Consider the following 20,520-nt stretch of genomic DNA (forward strand, 5'->3'; position numbering starts at 1 on the left):
AGAACAATATACGATATGTACAAAAATAATTACGGAGGTTAGTAGCACTCCTTGAGGTGGGGCTGGCAAAGTTGGTTCAGGTGCTTGGCTGGGTGATGAAATTGATGGCTCGTTTGGTCGTCTTGACGTGGATTTGGCGGTTGAGGCGATGAATATGCTGGGGCTGTGGAAGAGTCGGGTCACGCTGATGGGCAGGTTATGCAGGTCGGGCATGATCTCGGGGACCGTTAGCGGTGTGCAGCTGGTGGTGGTCCTCGCACGTGACGACGTCTCTGGCCCAGTGGAGTCGGTTCTCTATTTTCCAATGCCCTTGGAGCCAGACGGTGACCTGTTCGGGCTGGGCGTCGGTCATGGGTAGGGAGCTCAGGGGTCGGCAAAGTCGGTGGGTGAGGGTGTCTGAGCTGGTTTGATGGGGCGGTGTGTCGTTAGGACGGGGGCGCGGGCCCCGTGGGGACGATGAGTGGTGCTTAATCAATCCCTTCGTCCTGGGAGCCCGCGCTGATGTCATCCTCCACCACGAACGCCTTGTCGCGCCAGCCCCTGGTCCAGGTTCTCAGGAACATCACCGACCCACGCGACAGACGCGGAGTGCGCCACAGCCTGTTCACGGTCTTGTCTCTGGCTGTGACCGGAGTGCTGGCGGGCTGTCGCAACCTGATAGCGATATGGGAGCACGCCACCGACCTGACTGGTGCCGACCTGGAGGTCCTGGGGCTGGAGGCGGGGCAGGCTCTTCCGTCGGAGTCGACCATCCGCCGGGTTCTGCAGGACCCGGACCACGCCACCGGCGCCGTGCTGACCCAGCAGCGGGTGGCGGACAGGTCCAACTAGAGGTCCCGGCCCTGAGGGACTTGCTTGAGCCCGTCGACCTGGACGGGGTGGTGGTGACTGCCGATGCGATGCACGCCCAGACCACCTGGCGGCCCATCGAGGGCACCATCACCACCACCGAGACCTCCACCCCCTACGACCTCGTCCGCATCACCTCCTACCTCACCGACGACGCCGAAGAAGCCCAAGGCCACTGAGCCCCGTACTCCCTCGCCGTCAGACACAGGGAAAGATCCGTCAATCCCTGCAGCTCACGAGCTTCGGTCAGTCGGCCGCTCCAGCCGCCCAGGCCTTCATACCGCCCTCGAGGTTGAGGAGCCGGCCGGGGCAGCCCGCTGCCCTCAGCGCCTCGATGGCCCGGGCCGAGCGCACGCCGGCGGCGCACACGACCACGGTCGGGCGATCCGCGTCCAACTCGTCCATTCGCGCCACCACCTCGCGCAGTGGAATATGCCGGGCCCCCTCCATCGGCTCGAGCGCCACCTCGACGTCCTCGCGCACGTCCAGCAGCGCCGGTGGCTCGGCAGCGTCCAGGAGCCTCCGCAACTCGGCAACAGAGACGACGTCCTCCGTCGATGCTGTTGTCAGGTCCTCTTTAGCCGCCTGAGCCCTGAGGCGTGCGCTGGAGCCGGTCTCGGGATCCCGTAGCCGTCCGGGGGAGTCGAACCGGGAGGTTCGGGTGGGCTGGCAGGTATCGGTCTTAGGGGACTGGGGGAGCGTGCAGGAATCGACCGGCGTCGACAGCTCCGTGATGCTCGGGCCAGCCCCGCACACTGGGCAGGCCGGGTTCTTCGCCACCGGAATCTCCCGCAGGCGCGCGCCCCAGACGTCCAGCAGCGCCAGCCTTCCCAGCAGCGGCTGCGCACCCCCGATGATGAGCTTGAGCGCCTCGGCGGCCTGCATCGTCCCGATGATCCCGGGGAGCACCCCCAGAACCCCGGCCTCCGCGCAGGAGGGCACCGAGCCCGCGGGCGGCGGCGTGGGGTGCAGGCACCGGTAGCACGGACCCCGCTGGGCGTCGAAGACCCCCACCTGCCCGTTGAAGCCCAGCACCGCCCCGTGCACCAGCGGCAGCCCCAGCATGACGGACGCGTCATTGACCAGGTACCGCGTGGGGAAGTTGTCCGTACCGTCGATGACCACGTCCCAGCCGCCCAGCAGATCCAAGGCGTTCTCCGCAGTCAACCGAATCCGGTGGGCGACGACCTCGACGTCGGGATTGAGGTCCCGGATAGCCTCGGCCGCCGAGTCCACCTTGGGACGGCCCACGGCGGCACTCGTATGGATGACCTGGCGTTGCAGGTTGGATACGTCGACGTCGTCGTCATCAATGAGCCCGATCGCACCCACCCCGGCGGCCGCAAGGTACAGGGCGGCCGGCGCCCCGAGCCCGCCGGCGCCGATGAGCAGGATCCGGGCGGCCCGGATGCGCTGCTGGCCGACCACCCCCACCTGCGGCACCAGCGCGTTGCGGTGGTAGCGCTCCAGCTCATCTCGGCTGAGCGGCCGCAGACGCTCATCGGCGATCACCGAGCCGTAGGTGCGTTGGTCGGCCCTGCTCATGGTGTCCCTCCCCATTTCTATTCGTCCCTGCGTCAATGCTGTCTTGATCTCTGGTGCTGGAGGCCTCAAGCCCGGCGGGCGACGACGCGCACCTGTACCGCCTTGATGACGCAGCAGACCTGGCGGCCCTCGGCGATGCTGAGCTCGGCCACGGCCCCCGCGGTGACCGCAGCCGACAGGCGCTGCCCCTCCTCCAGCTCCAAGCGCACGCTCACCAGCGCGCCCGAGCGCTCCAGTCCCGTCACCCGACCGGTCAAGACGTTGCGGGGGCTTCCCTCGGGCGCCTCGCGGTAGAGGGCGACGGCATCGGGCGGCACCAGCGCAACCCCCGGAGCCCCAGGGGAGAGAATCTCGCCCCGATCCGCGGTCTCGGCCTCGGTGGAGCCGTCCTGCGGGCGGCCATGAATGACCCGGCCCGACGGCAGCCGCAGCCCCGGGGCCCCGGCCTTCCCGTCGATGACGCCCATGAGCACGGATGTCCCGGTGAGTCGGGCGACGAAGTCCGAGCGCGGTGCGGCCAGGACCCGCGCCGTCGGCCCCTGCTCGACCACGCGGCCCCGGTCCAGGACGACGACCTCCTCGGCCAGCGCCGTCAGATCCAGGACGTCATGGGTCACCAGCAGCAGCGTCAGCCCCTCCTCGGCGCACCGGCGCGACACCAGACGGCGCATCTCCTGGCGGGCGGTGACGTCCAGGGCCGACATCGGCTCATCGAGGACCAGCAGCCGTGGGCCCGTTGCCAGCGCCCGCGCCAGGGCCACGCGGGCGGCCTGCCCGCCCGAGAGCGCACCCCCCGAGCGAGAGGCCAGGTGCTCGGCGCCGACGGCGGCCAGCTCGGCGCGGGCCCGCGCCACCGCCTCGCCCCGGCGCACACCTTGGCAGCGCAGCGCGAAGACCACGTTGCCCAGAACCGACATGTGGGTGAAAACCCCCGGATCCTGGCTGAGCAGCGCCACCCGGCGGCGCCCGGCGCGCACGAACTCCCCGGGACCGTCCAGGACCCGTCCGCCCAGGACCACCCGGCCGCTCTCGGCATCCAGCAGGCCCGCCGCCACGGAGCAGACCGTCGACTTACCCGAGCCGTTGGGCCCGATGAGCGCCACCGTGCGCCCGGCCCCCACCTCCAGGTCGACGACGACGTCGCGCGCCTTCAGCTCGAAGGCGACCTGCAGGTCTTGGCCGCACCCGGTGCCCCGGGGCGGTGCAGTGGAAGGGGAGCTCGCGGAGGACGAGCCCGAGCCGGGCCCGCCGTCCGAGGACCGCTCGGGGGACGGGGGGAGCGCCCGGCCGACTCGGCCCAGGAGGCCGCCCGGCAGTAAGCCGACCAAACGGGACCAGTCCACGGTGGTCGCCGCGACGATGAGGAAGGACAGCCCGATGAGCACGGCCGCCAGGGCCAACGATGTCGCCGTGTCCTTCTCCCGCTCCAGGTAGATGGCCAGCGGCATGGTGCGGGTGACCCCCTCCTTGGAACCGGCGAAGGCGATGGTCGCCCCGAACTCGCCTAGGCTCCGCCCCAGGGCCAGTGCGGTACCGCGCGCCAGCGCCGGCGCCGCCAATGGCAGCGTGATCTGCGCCAGAACTCGCCACGGCCCCGCCCCCAGGCTCCGGGCGGTCGTCTCGACCCGCTGGTCGCGGCTGCGCAGCGCCGCCTCAAGAGTCACCACCAGGTAGGGCATGGAGACGAAGACCTGGGCGATGACCACCGCCGTGGTGGAGAACGCGATGGGAATGCCCCACTGCCGCAGCTGCGCCCCCAGGATCCCGCGGTTTCCCAGCGTGGACAGCAGCGCGATACCGGCCACCACCGGCGGCATCGTCATCGGCAGCACCGCCAGGACCCGCGCCAGCCGCACGCCCGGCCAGCTGCGGGACAGCAGCGCCGCCAGAGGCACGCCCAATACCACGCAGATCACCGTGGAGACCAGGCAAGTGCGGATCGACAGCCACAGGGCGGCCTGGGCGGACGGCGTTGCCAGCAGCTGGGGCAACTGTCCCCAGGAGACGCGCGTGCCCATGCCCACCAGAGGCAGGACGATCGCACAGCCGCCCAGGATCGCCAGCACGGTGACGATCACCGGCAGGGGGGAACGAGTGGCCCGCCCGCGCCAGGGCAGGGCGCGGGCGGGCCATCGTGCCGACTGCTGTGCGGGCCGCTCAGTGGAGGACATCCGGTTCACGGGACCATGTCTACCGGGCCGACCGGTGTGCCGGGAGCCGCTGTGCGCGCTGTGCTCATCGCGTCAGCCGCATGAGACTTCACGGAGCAGTCGTCTCCGCGGTGGGCTTGTCCGCCTCCGGGGAGGCCGGCCCGCCGGCGGTCGCGGCCTGGGACGGGGCAGCGCTGGTTGCCGCGCCGGCCCCTGCGCTGGAGCTCGCCCCCGCGGTTGCACCGGCCTTAGAGGCGCCAGGCGCTCCGAAACCGTACTTGGCCAAGACCTCCTGGCCGGCCTTGCCGGTGACGGCGTCGATGAAGACCTTGGCGCCCGCGGCGTTCTCGGGGGTGGCGGTCTGGGCGATCGGGTAGTGGTTGACGACGCCGCCGTCGGGGATGTCGATCTTGTCCGCCTTGTCCTTGGCGGCCGCCGCGTCGGTGGCGTAGACGATGCCGGCGTCGGCCTCACCGGACTCGACTTTGCCGCGCACGTCGGTCACCTTCTGCTCCTCGGAGACGGGGTTGAGGGTGACGCCCAGGGCTGCGGCGAGCTTCTTGGTGGCCTCGCCGCAGGGGACCTCGGGGGCGCAGATGACCAGGTTGGCGCCGTCGAGTGAGGAGTCCAGGCCGGTGACGTTCTTCGGGTTGCCCTTGGGAACGATAAGGGTCAGGACATTGGTGGCGAACTCGGTCTGGTCGCCGACCAGCTTCTGGTCCACGGCGTCCTTCATGGTGGAGTTGTTGGCGGTGGCCAGGACGTCGGCGCTGTTGCCGCCGGCCAGGGAGGCCACCAGGTCCTGCGAGCCCTGGAAGTCGAAGGTGACGTCCAGGCCGGGGTTGTCCTTCTCCACGGTCTTCTCGATCTCCTCGAAGGCCCCCTGGAGGGAGGCTGCGGCCAGAACCGTGACCTTGCCGGTGGCCTTCTCGGCGCCGGCCGAGGCCCCCGGGGAGGCGGCGCCCGAAGCGGCGCCGGTGGAGCTGTTGCTGGCAGAGCCGCCGCAGGCGGCCAGTGAGAGGGCGGAAAGCAAGCTGACGGCGGCGATCGCCGCACGGCGGGTCATCCCCATATGTTCTCCTTACCGGTGCCGGGGCGGCCGGGTTCAGGCTCCCTGGGAGGGGGTGACGTCGTTGATCCCTTGGTTGCCGGTGCCCTGGGTCCGTACCGGGGTCCAGCCGCGCGAGGCCCGGGCGGTGGAGGTGGCCCCCTCGCGTGAACGGTAGACCACGTAGGGGCGGGTCGCATAGCCCACAGGCGCGGAGACCGCGTGGACCAGGCGGGTAAAGGGCCAGATCGCCAGGAGCAGGAAGCCGGCGATGACGTGGAGCTTGAAGGAGACCGGCACGTCGGCCATGAGCTCGGGGCGCGGCTGGAGGACCAGTACCGAGCGCAGCCAGGGGCTGATGGTCTCGCGGTAGTCGTAGCCGTGGGCGTCGGCGAGCTGGTTGAGGACCGTGGCGGCCGAGCCCAGCAGGACCGGCACGATGAGGAAGCAGTACATGACCAGGTCGTTGCGGGTCGTGGCCAGGCGCACGCTCTTGACGACGACGCGCCGGTAGATGAGCCCGGCCAGGCCCAGAATCGTCATGATGGCCGCGAAGGTTCCCAAGTAGGTGGCGCCCAGGTGGTACATGTGCTGGGAGATGCCCAGCATCTCCGTGACGTCCTTGGGCACCAGGAGCCCGACGACGTGACCGCCCATGACCATGAGGAAGCCCAGGTGGAACAGGGGCGAGGCCAGGCGCAGGATGCGCGACTCGTTCCACTGGGAGGACCGGGAGGTCCACCCGAACTGGTCGGTGCGCCACCGCCAGATCATGCCGGCCACCAGCAGCACCAGGCTGGCGTAGGGCAGGGCCACCCACAGGAGGTTCTGCTGAATTGGGCTCATGTCATGCTCTCCTGGCTGCTCGTGAGGGGGAAGGGCCGGCGACCGGTACGGGATCCGGCAGAGTGGGCGAACCGGACAGGCTCGGGTTGCGCACGGGAACGGTGGGGAAGGGCAGGGTGTCGGTGACGCCGACGGTCTCGGTGGGCGGACCGGCCGCCACGAGGGCGCGCACGCGCTCGGCGGTGGCCTCGTCGATGCGCGGCAGGGTCATCGAGACGGCCTCCACCAGCCCGGCATAGGGGGAGGCGGCGTCGGCCAGGGCACTACGGAGCACCTCGATGCCCTCGCGGTGGGAGGACAGGAGCGCGCCTGCCACCTCGTCGCCGCTGCGCGCGGACAGCTCGAGGACCACCGGCAGGTAGTCGGGCAACTCGTCGGCGGCCATCTCGTAGCCGGCCGCCGCCAGCGCCTGCTTGAAGGCCAGCAGGGCTGCGCCCCGGTGCCGGGTGTCGCCCACCGTGTAGTACGTCAGGTACAGGCAACAGCGCCGACGCCGGTCGAAGATCTCCACGTAGTGCTCGGCCATGGCGCGCTCGCCGCGGCGCCGGGCCTGGCCGATGAACTCCTCTAAGAGGACGGCCACCTCCGGCGGCAGACCGGCCAGCTCGGCCTCGACGGCGTTCAGACGCGTCTCCAGGGTGCCCTCGGCCGGGTAATCCAGCAGCAGCGAGGCAGCCATGTGAACGGTGGCTCGCTGAGAGGAGTCCAGGGGCACCTCGGGGGGCGCCTGAAGGACTCGGGGAGCGCGGACGAAGGAGACCATCTCAGAGATCCCTGGGGGCCGTGACCGCGGGACCGGTCGACGCGGATCGTGAGGGGACGTCGGCCGTCTGAGCCTGGCCCACCGGCTGGGGCATGCCGACCTCCGGCATTCCCGGACCGGCAGCCGGCACCGGCTCGCGGCGCACGGTCGGCAGCGGCAGGCTCACCGGGCCGCCGTTCATGGAGCCGGCACCGCCCTGACCGTGGAAGGAGGCGACGTCGGGGTGGCAGCCGGCCGGCGCCCCCTCGCCCAGGAGGGTCTTGACGTCGTTGCCCATGGACTCCATGCCGCGCGGGACCTCGGGCTTGGTTGTGGGGATGACGTAGCGATCGTCGTACTTGGCGATGGCCAGCAGACGGTACATGGCCTCCAGCTTCTTCCCGTCCAGGCCCACGGCGGCGGCGATGGCTGGGTCGGGCTCGCGGCCCAGGCGCACGTCGCGCATGTGGGAGCGCATCGCGGCCAGGCGCCGCAGCACGAGCTCCACCGTGTTGGTCTCACCGGCCGTGAACAGGCCCGCCAGGTACTCCAACGGGATGCGCATCTCGGAGACGGCCGTCAGCAGCACCTTGTGGTCCTCCCCGTCCAGCCCGGCTGCCGCCACCTCGTCGACGACCGGGGAGAGCGGCGGGATGTACCAGACCATCGGCATGGTGCGGTACTCGGGGTGCAGGGGCAGGGCCACCTCGTAGGTGTCGATGAGGTCCCAGATGGGGGAGGCCTGGGCCGCCTCGATCCAGTTGTCCGGGACGCCCTCGGCGCGCGCCCCGGCCACGACCTCGGGGTCGTGGGGGTTGAGCAGGATCTCGCGCTGGGCCATGTAGAGGTCCTGCGGGTCCTTGACGGCAGCGGCCTGCGAGACGCGATCGGCGTCGTAGAGGAGGACGCCCAGGTAGCGCAGGCGGCCCACGCAGGTCTCCGAGCACACGGTGGGCTCGCCGACCTCCAGGCGCGGGTAGCACAGGGTGCACTTCTCGGCCTTGCCGGTGGCGTGGTTGAAGTAGACCTTCTTGTAGGGGCAGGCCGACACGCACATGCGCCAGCCGCGGCAGGCGTCCTGGTCAACCAGGACGATGCCGTCCTCGGTGCGCTTGTACATGGCGCCCGACGGGCAGGCGGATACACAGGTGGGGTTGAGGCAGTGCTCGCAGATGCGCGGCAGGTAGAACATGAAGGCCGACTCGATGTCGGTGCGCACCTTGGTGCCCATGGCCTCGATGATCGGGTCCTGCTGGAGGGTCTCCATGGAGCCGCCCAGGTCGTCGTCCCAGTTGGGGCCCCACTTGATGGTGGGCATGTACTCGCCGGTCAGCTGGCTCTTGGCCCGGGCCACCGGCAGGGCCGGGGAGTCCTTGGGGGCCGAGAGCAGCTTGTCGTACTCGTAGGTCCACGGCTCGTAGTAGTCCTCGACCGTGGGCATCTCCGGGTTGGCGAAGATGTTGACCAGGCGGCGCAGGCGCCCGCCCGAGCGGGGCCGCAGGCGGCCCGAGGCGGTGCGCTCCCAGCCGCCGCGCCAGGTCTCCTGGTCCTCCCACCCCTTGGGGTAGCCGACACCGGGGCGGGTCTCGACGTTGTTGAACCACATGTACTCGGTGCCCTCGCGGTTGGTCCAGGCCTGCTTGCAGGTCACTGAACAGGTGTGGCAGCCGATGCACTTGTCGAGGTTCATCACCATTGCGATCTGGGCCATGACCTTCATCAGAACGTCACCTCCTGGTTGCTGCGGCGACGGATGAGCGTGACCTCGTCGCGGTTGTTGCCCGTGGGGCCGATGTAGTTGAAGGCGTAGGACAGCTGCCCGTAGCCGCCGGCGAAGTGGCTGGGCTTGAGCACGATCCGGGTCAGCGAGTTGTGCGTCCCGCCGCGCCTGCCGCTGGATTCGGTCAGCGGGGTGTTCATGGTGCGCTCCTGGGCGTGGTGCATGAAGACCATGCCTTCGGGGATGCGGTGGGAGACGATGGCCCGGGCCGCCACGATGCCGTTGCGGTTGTACGCCTCGACCCACTCGTTGTCCTTGACGCCGATCTTGTCCGCGTCCTGGGGGCTCATCCAGATGGTCTGGCCTCCGCGCCCCAGGGTGAGCATGTGCAGGTTGTCGAAGTACTGGGAGTGGATCGCCCACTTGTTGTGCGCGGTGATGTAGCGCACCGCGACCTCCGCCGTGCCCGCCTGGTTCATGGACACCGAGCCCGGTGCGGCCTCCCCGTACAGGGCGTGGAAGTCCAGCGGCGGTCGGAAGACCGGCAGGGACTCGCCCATGTCCCGCATCCAATCGTGGTCGAGGTAGTAGTGCATGCGCCCGGTCAGGGTGTGCCAGGGCTTGGCGTGCTCCACGTTGACCACGAAGGCCGAGTAGCGCCTGCCGCCGTGCTCGGAGCCGGACCACTCCGGGGAGGTGATGACTCCCTGGGGCTTGATCTGGGTATCGGCGAAGGAGATGAGCTTGCCGGCCTCCTCCTCGCTGAGCTCGACCAGCGTGGTGCCGGTGCGCTTGGACAGCGTGTCCCAGCCCTCGGTGGAGATGCGCCCGTTGGTGGTGCCCGACAGCGTGAAGATCGCGTCGGCGGCGCGGATGTCGGTGTCGAGCAGTGGCCGGCCGGCGGCCACACCGTCGGCGGAGACCCCGTGGTTGCGGGCCAGGCGCTTCACCTCCGGCCCGGGCTTGAGCATGATGCCCTTGCAGGGCAGCCCCAGCTTCTCGGCGAGGGGCCCCAGGGCGTCGAACTTGGCCCGGATCTGGGTGTAGTCGCGCTCGGTGGGCACCAACTTGGGCATCGTCACCCCCGGCACCCACTCCTGGGGCAGGGCCGAGACATCACCGTGGGCCATCGTCATGGCATCGGGAGTGTCGTGGGTGAGGGGTGCGGCGACGACGTCGGTCTGGGTGCCCAGGTAGCGCGGCGCCCAGGCGGAGATGAGCCCGGCCAGGGTCTGGAAGACCTGGAAGTCGGTGCGCGCCTCCCAGGGTGGGTCGATGGCCGCGTTGAAGGAGTGCACGAAGGGGTGCATGTCGGTCGAGGAGATGTCGTGCTTCTCGTACCAGGTGGCTGCGGGTAGGACGACGTCGGAGTGCAGGGTGGTGGAGGTGTTGCGGAAGTCCGCGGTCCACATGAGGTCGAGCTTGCCGACAGGGGCCTCATCGCGCCACGTCACCGAGGCCGGTCGCTGCTCGGGCGGGGTCTCCACAGCGTTGACGTCGTTGTCCGCGCCCACCATGTGGCGCAGGAAGAACTCCGTTCCCTTGGCCGAGCTGCCCAGCAGGTTCGTGCGCCACGAGCACAGGATGCGGGGGAAGTTCTCGGGGGCGTCGGGGTCCTCGCAGGCGAAGCGCAGCTCACCGGAGCGCAGCTGCTCGACGACGTAGTCCTTGGGGTCCATGCCCGCCTCGGCGGCCTGCTGGCCCAGAAGCAGCGGACTGCGGTTGAAGGTGGGGTAGGACGGCGTCCACCCGCGCTTCATGGCCTCGACCATCGTGTCGGTCGCCGTCTTGCCCGCCAGGGTCCCGGGCCCCAGCGGCGAGGCCAGGCGCTCCGCGGAAGTGGTGTCGTAGCGCCACTGGTCGGTGGTGATGTACCAGAAGCCCGTGGAGATCATCTGCCGGGCCGGGCGGTGCCAGTCCAGGGCGAAGGCGTACTGCTGGAAGCCGCTGAGCGGGCGGACCTTCTCCTGACCCACGTAGTGGGCCCAGCCGCCGCCGTTGACGCCCTGGGTGGCGCACATGGAGGTCAGCGCCAGGATCGTCCGGTAGATCTGGTCGGCGTGGTAATAGTGGTTGATTCCCGCACCCATGACGATCTGGGAACGGCCACCGGACTCCACGGCGTTGAGGGCGAAGTCGCGCGCCACCTGGATGATGGCGGGGCCCGGCACGCCGGTGATCTCGCTGGCCCAGGCGGGCGTGCCCGGGACGGTGGCGTCCTGGTAGTCCGCGGGCCACTGGCCCGGCATCGAGGGGCGCTCGACGGCGTACTGGGCCAGGAGCAGGTCGTAGACGGTGGTGACCAGGCGGTCGCCGATACGGGTGACCGGCACACCGCGGCGCACGACGCCTCCGCCCACAGAACCCTCGGGGGTGGACGAACCGGGCAGGTCGAAGCGGGGCAGGAGGACCTCGGCGGCCTGGACCTGGGGGCCCTCGCCGTGCAGGTCCATGATGCTCATGACCGGGTCGACGCCCTCCATGAGCAGGTTCCACTTGCCCTCGCCCTCGGGGGTGAAGCGGTCGGCCAGGGTGCCGCCGGGGTCGGCCGGACCGCGCCGGCGGTCCCACACAAGGGGGCGGAACTCGTTCTTCGGGGCGCCGGAGGCCACTCCCTCGACGTCGGAGGCCGTCACGAAGCGGCCGGGCACGTAACCGGTGCCGTCGGGGGATGCCTCCAGCCCGATGAGGAAGGGAGAGTCGGTGTGGCGGCGCATGTAGTCCAGGAAGAAGGGCTCCTCGCGTTTGACGTGGAACTCGGTCAGGATGACGTGTCCCATCGCCTGGGCCAGGGCGCCGTCGGTGCCGGGGGCCACGCGCAGCCACTGGTCGGCGAACTTGGTGTTGTCGGCGTAGTCGGGGGAGACGGCCACGACCTTCTGCCCGTGGTAGCGGGCCTCGGTCATGAAGTGGGCGTCCGGGGTGCGGGTCAGCGGCAGGTTGGAGCCCCACATCATGAGGTACTGGGAGTTGTACCAGTCGCCGGCCTCGGGGACGTCGGTCTGGTCGCCGAAGACCTGCGGTGAGGCCGGGGGCAGGTCGGCGTACCAGTCGTAGAAGGAGAGCATCGTGGCGCCGATGAGCTCGTGGAGGCGGCCACCGGCGCCGTAGGAGACCTGGGACATGGCCGGGATGACAGAGAACCCGGCGATCCGGTCCGGGCCCCAGGTCCGGATGGTGTGGACGTAGGCGGCCGCGACGATCTCCATGGCCTCGTCCCAGCCCACACGCACCATGCCGCCCTTGCCGCGGGCCGACTTGTAGGCCTTGGCGGTGGTCGGGTCTCCGGTGACCTGAGCCCAGGCAGCCACGGGGTCGCCGTCGTTGGCGGACTTCGCAGCGCGGAAGGCGTCCAGCAGCACCGATCGCACGTAGGGGTAACGGATACGCGTGGGGGAGTAGGTGTACCAGGAGAAGGCCGCGCCGCGCGGGCAGCCGCGGGGCTCGTACTCGGGCATGTCCGGCCCCGTGGTGGGGTAGTCGGTGATCTGCTTCTCCCAGGTGATGATGCCGTCGGAGACGTAGACCTCCCAGGCGCACGAACCGGTGCAGTTGACCCCGTGGGTGGAGTGGACCATCTTGTCGTGGCTCCACCGGTGCCGGTAGAAGGTGTCCGCCTGGCGCCCGCTGGTCAGGAACAGGCGGCGGGCGTCGGCCGAGGCCTGCCCTCTTCGCAGGTACGAGCCCAGCGTGAGCAGTCCGGGGGCGTTCTCGACCTGCTGGTCGGGCCCGGGGACGATCCCGGGGCCGGTGGGCTGGGAGCCGGTGGTGCTCATCAATGGTCCTTTGGTCCGTGAAGCTGGCGGGTTGCTGGTAGGTGGGTGGTGACTGGTCTGTGCGGCCCAGGGCCGAAGAGGGCGGGGCGGGCGCTGAGTTCTTCTGGCCGGCCCCGGCGACGCTGCCGAGCTCTCAGCAGCGTCGCCGTCGGGCCGATCATTCGGTTGTGGGCGGTCGGCTCGGCGGAGCGGGCCCGGCCGATGCCGGATGCCGGATCAGCCCGGACGCTTGGCGCCCGGCTTGGCGTAGCGGATCCAGCAGATGACGGCGCATACGATGCAGAAGACGGCGCAGCTGTAGAAGAAGACGTGCGTCGGCATGAGGGTCAGAGCGATGCCGACCAGGAAGGGGCCGAGCGAGGCCACGGCGGCGGTGAAGCCGATGGCGCCGCCGGCCTGGCGCTTGGGCATGATCATCGGCATCTGCTTGAAGGTCGAGGCGTTGCCGACGCCAGCGAAGAAGAACATGGCCAGCAGCGCCACCATGAAGATGGTGAAGTCGGCCGGGTCGTCGGCACTCGCCACCAGGTATCCGCACCACCCCATGGTGATGGCCATGCCGATCGCGGAGACGAAGGTCCAGATCGCCCCGCCGAAGCGGTCGCACAGGGGACCCCATGCGAAGCGCAGGAAGGAGCCGATGAGGGTGCCGATGAAGGCGTAGGAGGCTCCCTGGGGCAGGTCGGAGGCAGCGAACCTCTGGGCCAGGTCGGAGGCGGCCCCGTAGTTGTTGTTGATGATGTTGGCGGTCTGGGCGGCGAAGCCGGAGAAGACGCCGAAGGTCATGATGTACAGGACCGTCATGAGCCAGGTGTCGAGGTTGCCGAAGATGTCCATCTGCTCCTTGATGTTGGCCTTGAGCGGGACGTCCTTGATATAGCGGAAGGTCAGGAAGGCTGCGATAAGGGACCAGGGCAGGAAGAAGACGGTGGCGTTGACGACCATGGGGGCGCCCTCGTGGTGGGGGGCGACCCAGGTCAGCCCGAACAGGCTGATGCTCATGAGGAAGGGGGCGGCAAGCTGGATGACGCTCATGCCCATGTTGCCCAGGCCGCCCTGCAGGCCCAGGGCGGTGCCGGCTAGGCGCTTGGGGAAGTAGAAGCCGGTCGAGGGCATGTAGCCGGAGAAGGTGGCGGCCCCGATACCGCAGGCGAAGGACAGGGCGAGCAGGACGCCGAAGGAGGTGTTGTGGTTCTGCACCGCGAAGAACCAGCCGAGCATCGGCAGGATGTACAGCAGGGAGGACCAGCCGATCATCTTGCGGGCGCCGATGGTGGCGGGCAGGAACATGTAGATCAGGCGCAGCGCGGCGCAGGACAGACCCGGCATGGAGGTGATCCAGTAGATCTGGTTCTTGGTCAGGTGGAAGCCGATGTCGTTGAGTCTGGGGGCCACGGCGCTGGGCAGGAACCAGACGGTGAAGCCGAGCATGAGGGAGAAGGTGGTAATAGCCAGAGTGGTCCAGGCGATCTTCGCGGACCAGTTCTCCGGCTCCTCGGGGTTCCACCCTGTGAGGACGCGACCGGAGGTGTCGAGCGTGGACATAGGGCTCCTGCTGTGGTGTGTGCTCGGTCTGCTGGGCGACGGCGCCGTGGACCTGAGCTGTTGTGAAAATGTCGGGAGTGTCGGTGAGAGCGCGCGGGCCCGCACCGCTCCCATGATGCATGGACCCGGTCGAGCCTTCACGCAAGGGACGAATGTCCGAGTAATACGAAGCGAAACCGACATCTCGAGGCTGACGAGGGGCGATGAATTAGATTCAATCTAAGTTGTCTAATTGGGGTGACCGGTTGGAGCGGGGCGCGGCAACCCCCGAAGTTCCCAGCAGGAGACGGGAGAGCCGCAGTCGGGTGGCGCGGACTACTGTGGGCCCATGAGCCAGACCCCGATCGTTCAGAAGGGCCTCGTGCCCCTGACCGAGCCCGTCAAGGGCGCCGTCATCACCGTCTCCGACCGCTGCGTCAGCGGGGAGCGCGAGGACCTTTCCGGCCCCCTGGCCCAGCGCCTCCTGGCCGAGCACGACATCGTCGTCGACGAGGTGCACCTCGTGCCCGACGGCGTCGAGCCCGTGCGCGAGGCGATCGCACGGGCCGTGTCCGCCGGCGCCCGGGTCGTCCTGACCACCGGCGGTACCGGGGTCACGCCGCGCGATCTCACCCCGGAGGCCACGGCCCCGCTGCTTGAGGCCCGCCTGGAGGGACTCGAAGCCCAGATCCGCGCCCACGGACTGACCAAGACCCCGCTGGCCGGCCTGTCGCGCGGCCTAGTGGGGGTGACCTCCCGCGGTGATGACGGCGCCCTAGTCGTCAACGCCCCCGGCTCGCGCGGCGGGGTCAAGGACACCATCGCCGTCATCGGCCCCCTGGTTCCCCACGTCCTGGAGCAGCTCGGCGGCGGCGACCACTGATCGCCCTCCTCGGCCGTCACCGGGGAGCGTCGGCGTCCCAGGCGCGGACCTCCGCCCAGGTGTCCAGGTCCCGCACGACATCACGGGCCGCGGGTATCGCCCTGACACGGAGCGCCCCGAGAACCCGGCGCACGGCCACGTCGCGCAGGGGGACACCGCCCGGGGCGACGGCCGCGGCCAGCGCCGCACGGCGGTAGAGGCCCAGCAGGTACTGGGTGTGGTCGCCGTCGCGGGCGCAGACGCCGTCGGTCCCCGGTTCGCTCTGGCGCAGCGCCTCGATGAGGCTCGGCAGCGCCCGCCAGGAGGACGGGGCGTCGCAGGTGAGGACACCGGTCAGCCCGGCGGCGGACCCGCAGCGGTCCAGGCGCACCAGGCCCGCGGCGATGCCGGCGACCGGCCCGCCCAGCGGCGGGTCCTCCAAAGCCCTCAGAACGCCGTCCGGCAGTGTCACCTCCGCCGGGGCAACCGCGCACACGCGCCCCAGCGGAACGCCCCGGCCCCGCAGTTGCTCCAGGCCGGCCAGGACATGGTCGAGCAGGCGCAGCCCCCGGGCGACGACATCGGGCTTTGAGGCCCCGTCCAACCGCCTGCCGGTCCCGCCGGCCAGCACGACGACGTCGACCGGGCCGACCGCATCGGCGGAATCGAACGGCCCGGCAGCACGTGCGCTCGCGGTGCGCTCCTCCGAACGGTCAGCCGCCGTCACCGCGCACCCAGTCCCCGGAGCGGCCTCCGGACTTGGCCAGCACCTTGGCCTCGCGCAGCTCGACGCCCCGGTCCACGCCCTTGACCATGTCGACGATCGCCAGTCCCGCCACGGTGGCGGCGGTGAGGGCCTCCATCTCCACCCCGGTGCGGTCCGCCGTGCGCACGGCGGTCTCGATGCGCACGCCGCCGTCGACGATCTCCAGGTCCACGCGCGCCCCGTGCACGCCGATGACGTGCGCCAGCGGGAGGAGCTCGGGGACCTTCTTCGTCGCCGCGATCCCGGCCACGCGGGCCACGGCCAGGACGTCCCCCTTGGGGACTGCGCCCTCGCGCAGGGCGGTCACGATCGCCTCCGAGCAGGCCACGAAGGCACCGGCCCGGGCCTCGCGGACAGTCGGGGTCTTGGCTGTGACGTCCACCATGTAGGCGGCGCCCGCCTCATCGAGGTGGGTGAGAGTGATCTCGGGGCGGGGATTCATGAGGAGGCTCCTTCAATGGGTTGCGGGCACTCGTCGCGGACGCGCCTCAGGCCTTGACGGCCGGCCCTGAAGGGTTCGTCCGCGAGCTGTGAGGCGCGCTCGCGCGCACCTGGAGGTGACGGGGGAACGAATGGGAGAGCGGAATGAGGGGCAATGCGTCGCCGACGTCGACCGCCTCGACCTCGGCGGCCACCACCGCCAGCGCCTGCGCAGCGGGCAGCGAGGCCACCAGGTGCGAGCCCGAACCCAGCCGGTGGGAGGGCGTCACCCAGGGCAGGCCCGCACGATCGTCGACATGGCCTCCGGAATGATCCCCGGCGTCGTCTCCCACGGCGGACCGGGAGGGAGGCCCGGTGAAGCGCACCGGCACGTGCTGACGCCGGCCCGGCGGGGTGCGCCAGGCCACTGCCGCGCGCGCCGTCAGACGGGGACGGCCCGGAAGAGCGCCGTCTTCCCCGTCAACCGGGTCGTTGCCGAATCCCGCCAGGCGGGCCAGCGCCGGGGCCACAATCGTGGTGAAGGAGACCAGGACGCTCACCGGGTTGCCCGGCAGGCAGATGATCGGGACCCGCCGGCCGTCGTCGGCCCGCACCCAGCCGTGCCCCTGGGGCTTGCCCGGCTGCATGGCCACCTTCACGAAGTCCAGACGCACCGGCGCGTCCTCGCCCCGCCGGGCCTGCGCCAGCATCGTCAGCGGGTCGAAGGCCCCCGCGGACACGCCCCCGGAGGTGACGATGAGATCGGCGCCCGCCGCGGCCCGGCGCAGCACCTCGCCCAGCTCCTTAGCGCTGTCACCGCTGCGGGTCACGCTCGCACAGTCCGCCCCGTGCTCGGAGACCAGGCCTGCCAGCAGCAGGCCGTTGGAGTCCGGGATCGTACCGGGGACGAGCGCCTGACCGGGGTCGCGCAGCTCCGCCCCGGTGGAGACCACGGCCACGCGCACCCGCGCCGCGACCGGTACGGAGCCGAGTCCCACGGAGGCCAGGGCGGAGACGGCCGCCGCGGACAGCCTCGTCCCCGCCGCCATGACCGGATCGCCCGCGCGCACGTCCTCCCCGGCGCGGCGCACATTCAGCCCCGGCCGGGCCCCGGCGCGGAGCTCGACGCGCTCCGGCAGCGGGCGGGGACCGGGCGCCTGGTCGGTGTCCTCCACCTTGACCACCGCATCGGCGCCTTCGGGCAACATCGCCCCGGTCATGATCCGCTGGGCGGTTCCCGCAGCCAGCGGCTGCGGGGCGGCACCGGCCGGAATATCCCCGGTCACCGGCAGTACCACGGGCGTCTGCGGCGAGGCTCCGGCCGTGTCCCCGGCGCGCACGGCGTAACCGTCCATCGCCGAGTTCGTCCACGGCGGCACCGGTACGACCGCGGTCACGTCCTCGGCCAGCACCCGGCCGTGCGCCTGCTCCAGCGCCAGCCGACCGTTCTCCAGGGGGGAGAGGGTCTCGAGCACTTGGGCGACGTAGTCCTCCAGGGGAATCATCTGCGCCATAGCGGTCCTTTCTCGACGAGCCGTCCTCGGGTGCGGCAGAGCCGCCGCCGGGCCGCCGCTCGGACGGGACGGTCGACCGACGTTGTCATGTGCCCATCATGCCCGTTCGGCGGGCCCCGCCCACCTGGGTATGCTCGCGGCCGACGACGCCCCGGCCCCAGCGGGACCGTCGGATCGATGCACAACAAGACGCACCAGGACGAGGAGACCTTCGTGAGCATCAGCCCCGACAAGCCCGGGAGCGCCCGCGTAGTGCGCGCCGAGGTCACCGAGGCGCCCATCAGCGTCACCGAGCTCGCCGGCGCCGTCCAGGACGCGGCCGCCGGCGCCGTCGTCACCTTCGAGGGCGTGGTCCGCAATCACGACGCCGACCGCGCCGTCACCGGTATCGGCTACTCCTGCCATCCCACGGCCGGCCGGATCGTCGAGCAGATCGCCCGCGACGTCGCCCAGGCCGGCCGGGTGCGCGCCCTGGGCGTCGTCCACCGCGTCGGAGACCTCGCTGTCGGGGACGCGGCGCTCGCGGTTGCCGTCAGCTCCGACCACCGCGCCGAGGCCTTCGCCGTGTGCGGCCAGATTGTCGAGGAGGTCAAGAAGCGCCTGCCCGTGTGGAAGCGCCAGACCTTCACCGACGGCACTGCCCAGTGGAGCAATCTCGCCTGAGGCTCCTCCACCGCCGAGCCGGGCATTTTTCGCGTATCCTTACCGCTTTTCTGCCCGGCTCGATGCGAATGAGGGGGAGTGCGAGACTCACCCGCCGGCGAAGGGCGGCAGCACGTCGACGGCGTCGCCGTCGGTCAGGGGCGTGAGGGAGTCGGCCGGGGTGGAGACCGAGTTGACCAGGAAGCTGCAGATGGGGACGATCCGGGCCATCTCCAGGTCGCGCCCGGCCAGCTGCTCGCGCAGGCTCGCCAGTGTCGTGTCGGCGGGCAGGTCGAGGCGTTCCTCGGGACGGCCGGCGGCCTCTGCCGCAGCGGCGAAGTAGCGCAGGGTCACCGACAGCGTCTCAGGCGGCGACTCAGAGCTCGTTTCCGGGCGTGATTCCGCATGTGCCGTGCTTGCGGGCTCGGGGGAGGGGGGCATCTCGGGGACTCCTTCTCGGGTGCGGCTCGGGTGTGGCCGGGTGCGGGTCAGCCACCAATGGCCGACATAGTGCGCTGCGGGCGTGCGAAGCCGTCGTTGCCGGCCTGCGGATCGTCCGAGCCGTGGGCGCGGGGCTTGAGCCAGGCGGCTCTGGCCCAGAGGCGGATGAGCTCGTCGTCGTCAGCCCCGGTGCGCATGGGGCCGCGCAGGTCGGTCTCGGTAGTGGAGAACAGGCAGGTCATGAGGCGCCCGTCGGCCGTGATGCGGGTGCGGTCGCAGTCCGAGCAGAAGGGGGCGGTGACCGAGGCGATGATGCCCACGCTCCCGGCCGGATACGACCGGCCCGCATGCGTGCCGGCGGCCACCTGCCACAGGGCGGCCGGGCGACGGTCGGGACGGCCCGCCTCGGCGAGGACGAAGCCGGCCGCCCGCAGCGCCCCCAGGATCTGATCGACGCCGACGACGTCCTGGCTGCGCCACGTCTGTCGCGGCCCCAGCGGCATGTGCTCGATGAATCGCAGCTGCCAGCCGCGGCGCAGGGACTCGGCCAGCAGCTGCGGAGCGCGCTCCTCTACGGTGGCGGGCATCGCAACGGCGTTGACCTTGATGGGGGCCAGGCCCGCCTCCTGGGCACCGGCTATCCCCGCCAGGACGTCGACGAGCCGGTCTCGGCGAGTGATGGCGGCGTAGTCCCGCGGGTCCAGGGAGTCGACGGAGACGTTGACGCGGTCCAGGCCCGCCTCGCGTAGGCCGGCGGCCCTCCTCTCCAGCCCCAGGCCGTTCGTGGTCAGGGCGATATCCGGCTTCCGGCCCGCCGACGTCCGCAGCGTGGACAGTGAGGCGATGATCTCCTCCAGGTCCCGGCGCAGCAGCGGCTCGCCCCCGGTCAGGCGGATGCGCTCCACCCCCAGGCGCTCGACGGCCAGGCGCCCCAGGCGGGTGAGCTCGGCGGTGGTCAGCAGCTCCGGGGTGGGCAGCCACTGGAGCCCCTGGGCGGGCATGCAATAGGTGCAGCGCAGGTTGCAGCGGTCCGTGATGGACAGGCGCAGGTCGCGCACGGTGCGCCCGTAGCGATCGGTCAAGTGCTGCGGAACATCGTCGTCGGCGATCGCCGGAAGCTCCGGCATCGTCTCCACCGGGAGGAGCAACCCCGATAAGTCCGGACGCCCGGACGGCTCGGGTAGCACCGGCCGGGTCGTCGGCATGGGCAGGTCCGTGGAGGTACCACAGATCCTGCTCTGGCCGACGACCGCGGCATCAAGTGGCACTGGCGTCATAGATCGAGCATATCGGCCGGGCGCGCGGGACCGGGAGGCGCGCTCCGCGACCGGGAATCAGGCGGTGCGCAGGATCTCGACGCGCGCGAAGCCCTCGGACTGCTCCAGCAGGGTGTGCTGGAAGGTGAAGGGCAGCTGGTCGATCTGGGCCAGCAGCGGGGTGGGGACGTGCGGGGCCACCAGGTCGAAGCCCTCGCCCGGGTTCAGGGAGGAGGCGGCGCCGATGACCGCGGCGTGGCGCAAACGGTGCGGGATGGCTCGCGCGTCCAGGGTGAGCCGCTCGTCGCCGTGCTCGTGGCAGCCGCAGCTGGACTTCTTCTCGGTGATGGGCAGCAGCTCGGGGCTCTCGCTCATAGGGTTCTCCTTCAGAGTGTTCGTTCTGGCCAGAGAGACCTTAC

19 protein-coding genes are annotated in these 20,520 nt (G+C 70.6%); 4 read left to right on the forward strand and 15 right to left on the reverse strand.

The window, feature by feature from the left end:
• Positions 1-196: 196 nt before the first annotated feature.
• A complete protein-coding gene (locus FK256_RS14835) occupies positions 197-508 on the reverse strand; it encodes a transposase (RefSeq protein ID WP_331456731.1) in 312 nt (103 codons plus the stop codon).
• Between FK256_RS14835 and FK256_RS13600 the strand changes: the two genes are divergently transcribed.
• The gene (locus FK256_RS13600) at positions 502-831 is read left to right on the forward strand and encodes a transposase family protein (protein WP_039893204.1); all 330 of its coding nucleotides are present in this window, start codon (positions 502-504) and stop codon (positions 829-831) included. The genes FK256_RS14835 and FK256_RS13600 overlap by 7 nt on opposite strands.
• Before the next feature lie 20 nt (positions 832-851).
• The gene (locus FK256_RS14365; protein WP_021605617.1) at positions 852-1,028 is read left to right on the forward strand and encodes a hypothetical protein; all 177 of its coding nucleotides are present in this window, start codon (positions 852-854) and stop codon (positions 1,026-1,028) included.
• Between the two features lie 67 nt (positions 1,029-1,095).
• Here FK256_RS14365 and moeB read toward each other — a convergent pair whose 3' ends face one another.
• The 8 genes from moeB to FK256_RS13640 form a co-directional block, all read right to left on the reverse strand.
• A complete protein-coding gene (moeB, locus tag FK256_RS13605; RefSeq protein WP_141425118.1) occupies positions 1,096-2,394 on the reverse strand; it encodes a molybdopterin-synthase adenylyltransferase MoeB in 1,299 nt (432 codons plus the stop codon).
• 65 nt (positions 2,395-2,459) lie between these two features.
• Positions 2,460-4,565: an ABC transporter permease gene (locus tag FK256_RS13610; protein ID WP_211343588.1), complete on the reverse strand. Its 2,106-nt coding sequence runs from the start codon at positions 4,563-4,565 to the stop codon at positions 2,460-2,462.
• 88 nt (positions 4,566-4,653) lie between these two features.
• Entirely contained in the window at positions 4,654-5,616 is a 963-nt protein-coding gene (gene modA, locus FK256_RS13615) for a molybdate ABC transporter substrate-binding protein (RefSeq protein WP_141425120.1), read from the reverse strand.
• Between the two features lie 33 nt (positions 5,617-5,649).
• Positions 5,650-6,438, reverse strand: a complete 789-nt coding sequence (gene narI / locus FK256_RS13620; protein ID WP_141425121.1) for a respiratory nitrate reductase subunit gamma — start codon at positions 6,436-6,438, stop codon at positions 5,650-5,652.
• 1 nt (position 6,439) lies between these two features.
• A complete protein-coding gene (narJ, locus tag FK256_RS13625) occupies positions 6,440-7,201 on the reverse strand; it encodes a nitrate reductase molybdenum cofactor assembly chaperone (RefSeq protein WP_141425122.1) in 762 nt (253 codons plus the stop codon).
• 1 nt (position 7,202) lies between these two features.
• Positions 7,203-8,900 (reverse strand): nitrate reductase subunit beta, encoded by a 1,698-nt coding sequence (narH, locus tag FK256_RS13630; RefSeq protein ID WP_141425123.1) that lies wholly within the window; start codon positions 8,898-8,900, stop codon positions 7,203-7,205.
• Positions 8,900-12,676 (reverse strand): nitrate reductase subunit alpha, encoded by a 3,777-nt coding sequence (locus FK256_RS13635; RefSeq protein ID WP_141425124.1) that lies wholly within the window; start codon positions 12,674-12,676, stop codon positions 8,900-8,902. Before FK256_RS13635 ends, narH begins: the two co-directional genes overlap by 1 nt.
• 216 nt (positions 12,677-12,892) lie before the next feature.
• Positions 12,893-14,221: an MFS transporter gene (locus FK256_RS13640; RefSeq protein WP_009234092.1), complete on the reverse strand. Its 1,329-nt coding sequence runs from the start codon at positions 14,219-14,221 to the stop codon at positions 12,893-12,895.
• Between the two features lie 328 nt (positions 14,222-14,549).
• Here FK256_RS13640 and FK256_RS13645 point away from each other — a divergent pair, with 328 nt between their 5' ends.
• On the forward strand, positions 14,550-15,083 hold the full coding sequence (locus tag FK256_RS13645) for a MogA/MoaB family molybdenum cofactor biosynthesis protein (RefSeq protein ID WP_141425125.1): 534 nt from the start codon (positions 14,550-14,552) through the stop codon (positions 15,081-15,083).
• 16 nt (positions 15,084-15,099) lie between these two features.
• On the opposite strand, the gene mobA is transcribed toward FK256_RS13645, so the two are convergent.
• The 3 genes from mobA to FK256_RS13660 are packed head-to-tail and all read right to left on the reverse strand — an operon-like array spanning position 15,100 to position 17,762.
• Positions 15,100-15,789, reverse strand: coding sequence for a molybdenum cofactor guanylyltransferase (gene mobA / locus FK256_RS13650; RefSeq protein ID WP_141425126.1), 690 nt, complete (start codon positions 15,787-15,789; stop codon positions 15,100-15,102).
• The gene (moaC, locus tag FK256_RS13655) at positions 15,776-16,270 is read right to left on the reverse strand and encodes a cyclic pyranopterin monophosphate synthase MoaC (protein ID WP_021610239.1); all 495 of its coding nucleotides are present in this window, start codon (positions 16,268-16,270) and stop codon (positions 15,776-15,778) included. Before moaC ends, mobA begins: the two co-directional genes overlap by 14 nt.
• A 46-nt stretch (positions 16,271-16,316) precedes the next feature.
• Complete coding sequence (locus tag FK256_RS13660) at positions 16,317-17,762, reverse strand: molybdopterin molybdotransferase MoeA (RefSeq protein ID WP_141425127.1); 1,446 nt, start codon at positions 17,760-17,762, stop codon at positions 16,317-16,319.
• Between the two features lie 177 nt (positions 17,763-17,939).
• Between FK256_RS13660 and FK256_RS13665 the strand changes: the two genes are divergently transcribed.
• Positions 17,940-18,425: a molybdenum cofactor biosynthesis protein MoaE gene (locus FK256_RS13665; RefSeq protein ID WP_009234099.1), complete on the forward strand. Its 486-nt coding sequence runs from the start codon at positions 17,940-17,942 to the stop codon at positions 18,423-18,425.
• A gap of 87 nt (positions 18,426-18,512) precedes the next feature.
• Here FK256_RS13665 and FK256_RS13670 read toward each other — a convergent pair whose 3' ends face one another.
• Genes FK256_RS13670 through FK256_RS13680 form a run of 3 tightly spaced genes read right to left on the reverse strand, consistent with a single transcriptional unit; the run spans position 18,513 to position 20,476 of the window.
• The gene (locus FK256_RS13670) at positions 18,513-18,845 is read right to left on the reverse strand and encodes a MoaD/ThiS family protein (RefSeq protein WP_244936466.1); all 333 of its coding nucleotides are present in this window, start codon (positions 18,843-18,845) and stop codon (positions 18,513-18,515) included.
• 47 nt (positions 18,846-18,892) lie between these two features.
• Positions 18,893-20,122, reverse strand: a complete 1,230-nt coding sequence (gene moaA / locus FK256_RS13675) for a GTP 3',8-cyclase MoaA (RefSeq protein ID WP_141425128.1) — start codon at positions 20,120-20,122, stop codon at positions 18,893-18,895.
• 57 nt (positions 20,123-20,179) lie between these two features.
• Positions 20,180-20,476 carry a DUF2249 domain-containing protein gene (locus tag FK256_RS13680; protein WP_009234102.1) on the reverse strand — a complete coding sequence of 99 codons (297 nt, stop codon included), beginning with the start codon at positions 20,474-20,476 and terminating at the stop codon, positions 20,180-20,182.
• Between the last annotated feature and the right edge of the window lie 44 nt (positions 20,477-20,520).

This window comes from Actinomyces johnsonii, from assembly GCF_006546835.1.
GTDB classification, from domain to species: domain Bacteria; phylum Actinomycetota; class Actinomycetes; order Actinomycetales; family Actinomycetaceae; genus Actinomyces; species Actinomyces johnsonii.

Excerpts from the sequence above, each read along its gene's own strand:
- FK256_RS13635 (WP_141425124.1), bottom strand. The coding sequence starts at position 12,676 with ATGAGCACCACCGGCTCCCAGCCCACCGGCCCCGGGATCGTCCCCGGG.
- FK256_RS13665 (WP_009234099.1), top strand. The coding sequence starts at position 17,940 with ATGCACAACAAGACGCACCAGGACGAGGAGACCTTCGTGAGCATCAGC.
- FK256_RS13680 (WP_009234102.1), bottom strand. The coding sequence starts at position 20,476 with ATGAGCGAGAGCCCCGAGCTGCTGCCCATCACCGAGAAGAAGTCCAGC.
- FK256_RS13640 (WP_009234092.1), bottom strand. The coding sequence starts at position 14,221 with ATGTCCACGCTCGACACCTCCGGTCGCGTCCTCACAGGGTGGAACCCC.
- FK256_RS13670 (WP_244936466.1), bottom strand. The coding sequence starts at position 18,845 with ATGCCCCCCTCCCCCGAGCCCGCAAGCACGGCACATGCGGAATCACGC.
- moaA (WP_141425128.1), bottom strand. The coding sequence starts at position 20,122 with ATGACGCCAGTGCCACTTGATGCCGCGGTCGTCGGCCAGAGCAGGATC.
- FK256_RS13645 (WP_141425125.1), top strand. The coding sequence starts at position 14,550 with ATGAGCCAGACCCCGATCGTTCAGAAGGGCCTCGTGCCCCTGACCGAG.
- FK256_RS13660 (WP_141425127.1), bottom strand. The coding sequence starts at position 17,762 with ATGGCGCAGATGATTCCCCTGGAGGACTACGTCGCCCAAGTGCTCGAG.
- moeB (WP_141425118.1), bottom strand. The coding sequence starts at position 2,394 with ATGAGCAGGGCCGACCAACGCACCTACGGCTCGGTGATCGCCGATGAG.
- narJ (WP_141425122.1), bottom strand. The coding sequence starts at position 7,201 with ATGGTCTCCTTCGTCCGCGCTCCCCGAGTCCTTCAGGCGCCCCCCGAG.
- FK256_RS13610 (WP_211343588.1), bottom strand. The coding sequence starts at position 4,565 with ATGTCCTCCACTGAGCGGCCCGCACAGCAGTCGGCACGATGGCCCGCC.
- FK256_RS14835 (WP_331456731.1), bottom strand. The coding sequence starts at position 508 with ATGACATCAGCGCGGGCTCCCAGGACGAAGGGATTGATTAAGCACCAC.
- FK256_RS13600 (WP_039893204.1), top strand. The coding sequence starts at position 502 with ATGTCATCCTCCACCACGAACGCCTTGTCGCGCCAGCCCCTGGTCCAG.
- moaC (WP_021610239.1), bottom strand. The coding sequence starts at position 16,270 with ATGAATCCCCGCCCCGAGATCACTCTCACCCACCTCGATGAGGCGGGC.
- narH (WP_141425123.1), bottom strand. The coding sequence starts at position 8,900 with ATGAAGGTCATGGCCCAGATCGCAATGGTGATGAACCTCGACAAGTGC.
- modA (WP_141425120.1), bottom strand. The coding sequence starts at position 5,616 with ATGGGGATGACCCGCCGTGCGGCGATCGCCGCCGTCAGCTTGCTTTCC.
- narI (WP_141425121.1), bottom strand. The coding sequence starts at position 6,438 with ATGAGCCCAATTCAGCAGAACCTCCTGTGGGTGGCCCTGCCCTACGCC.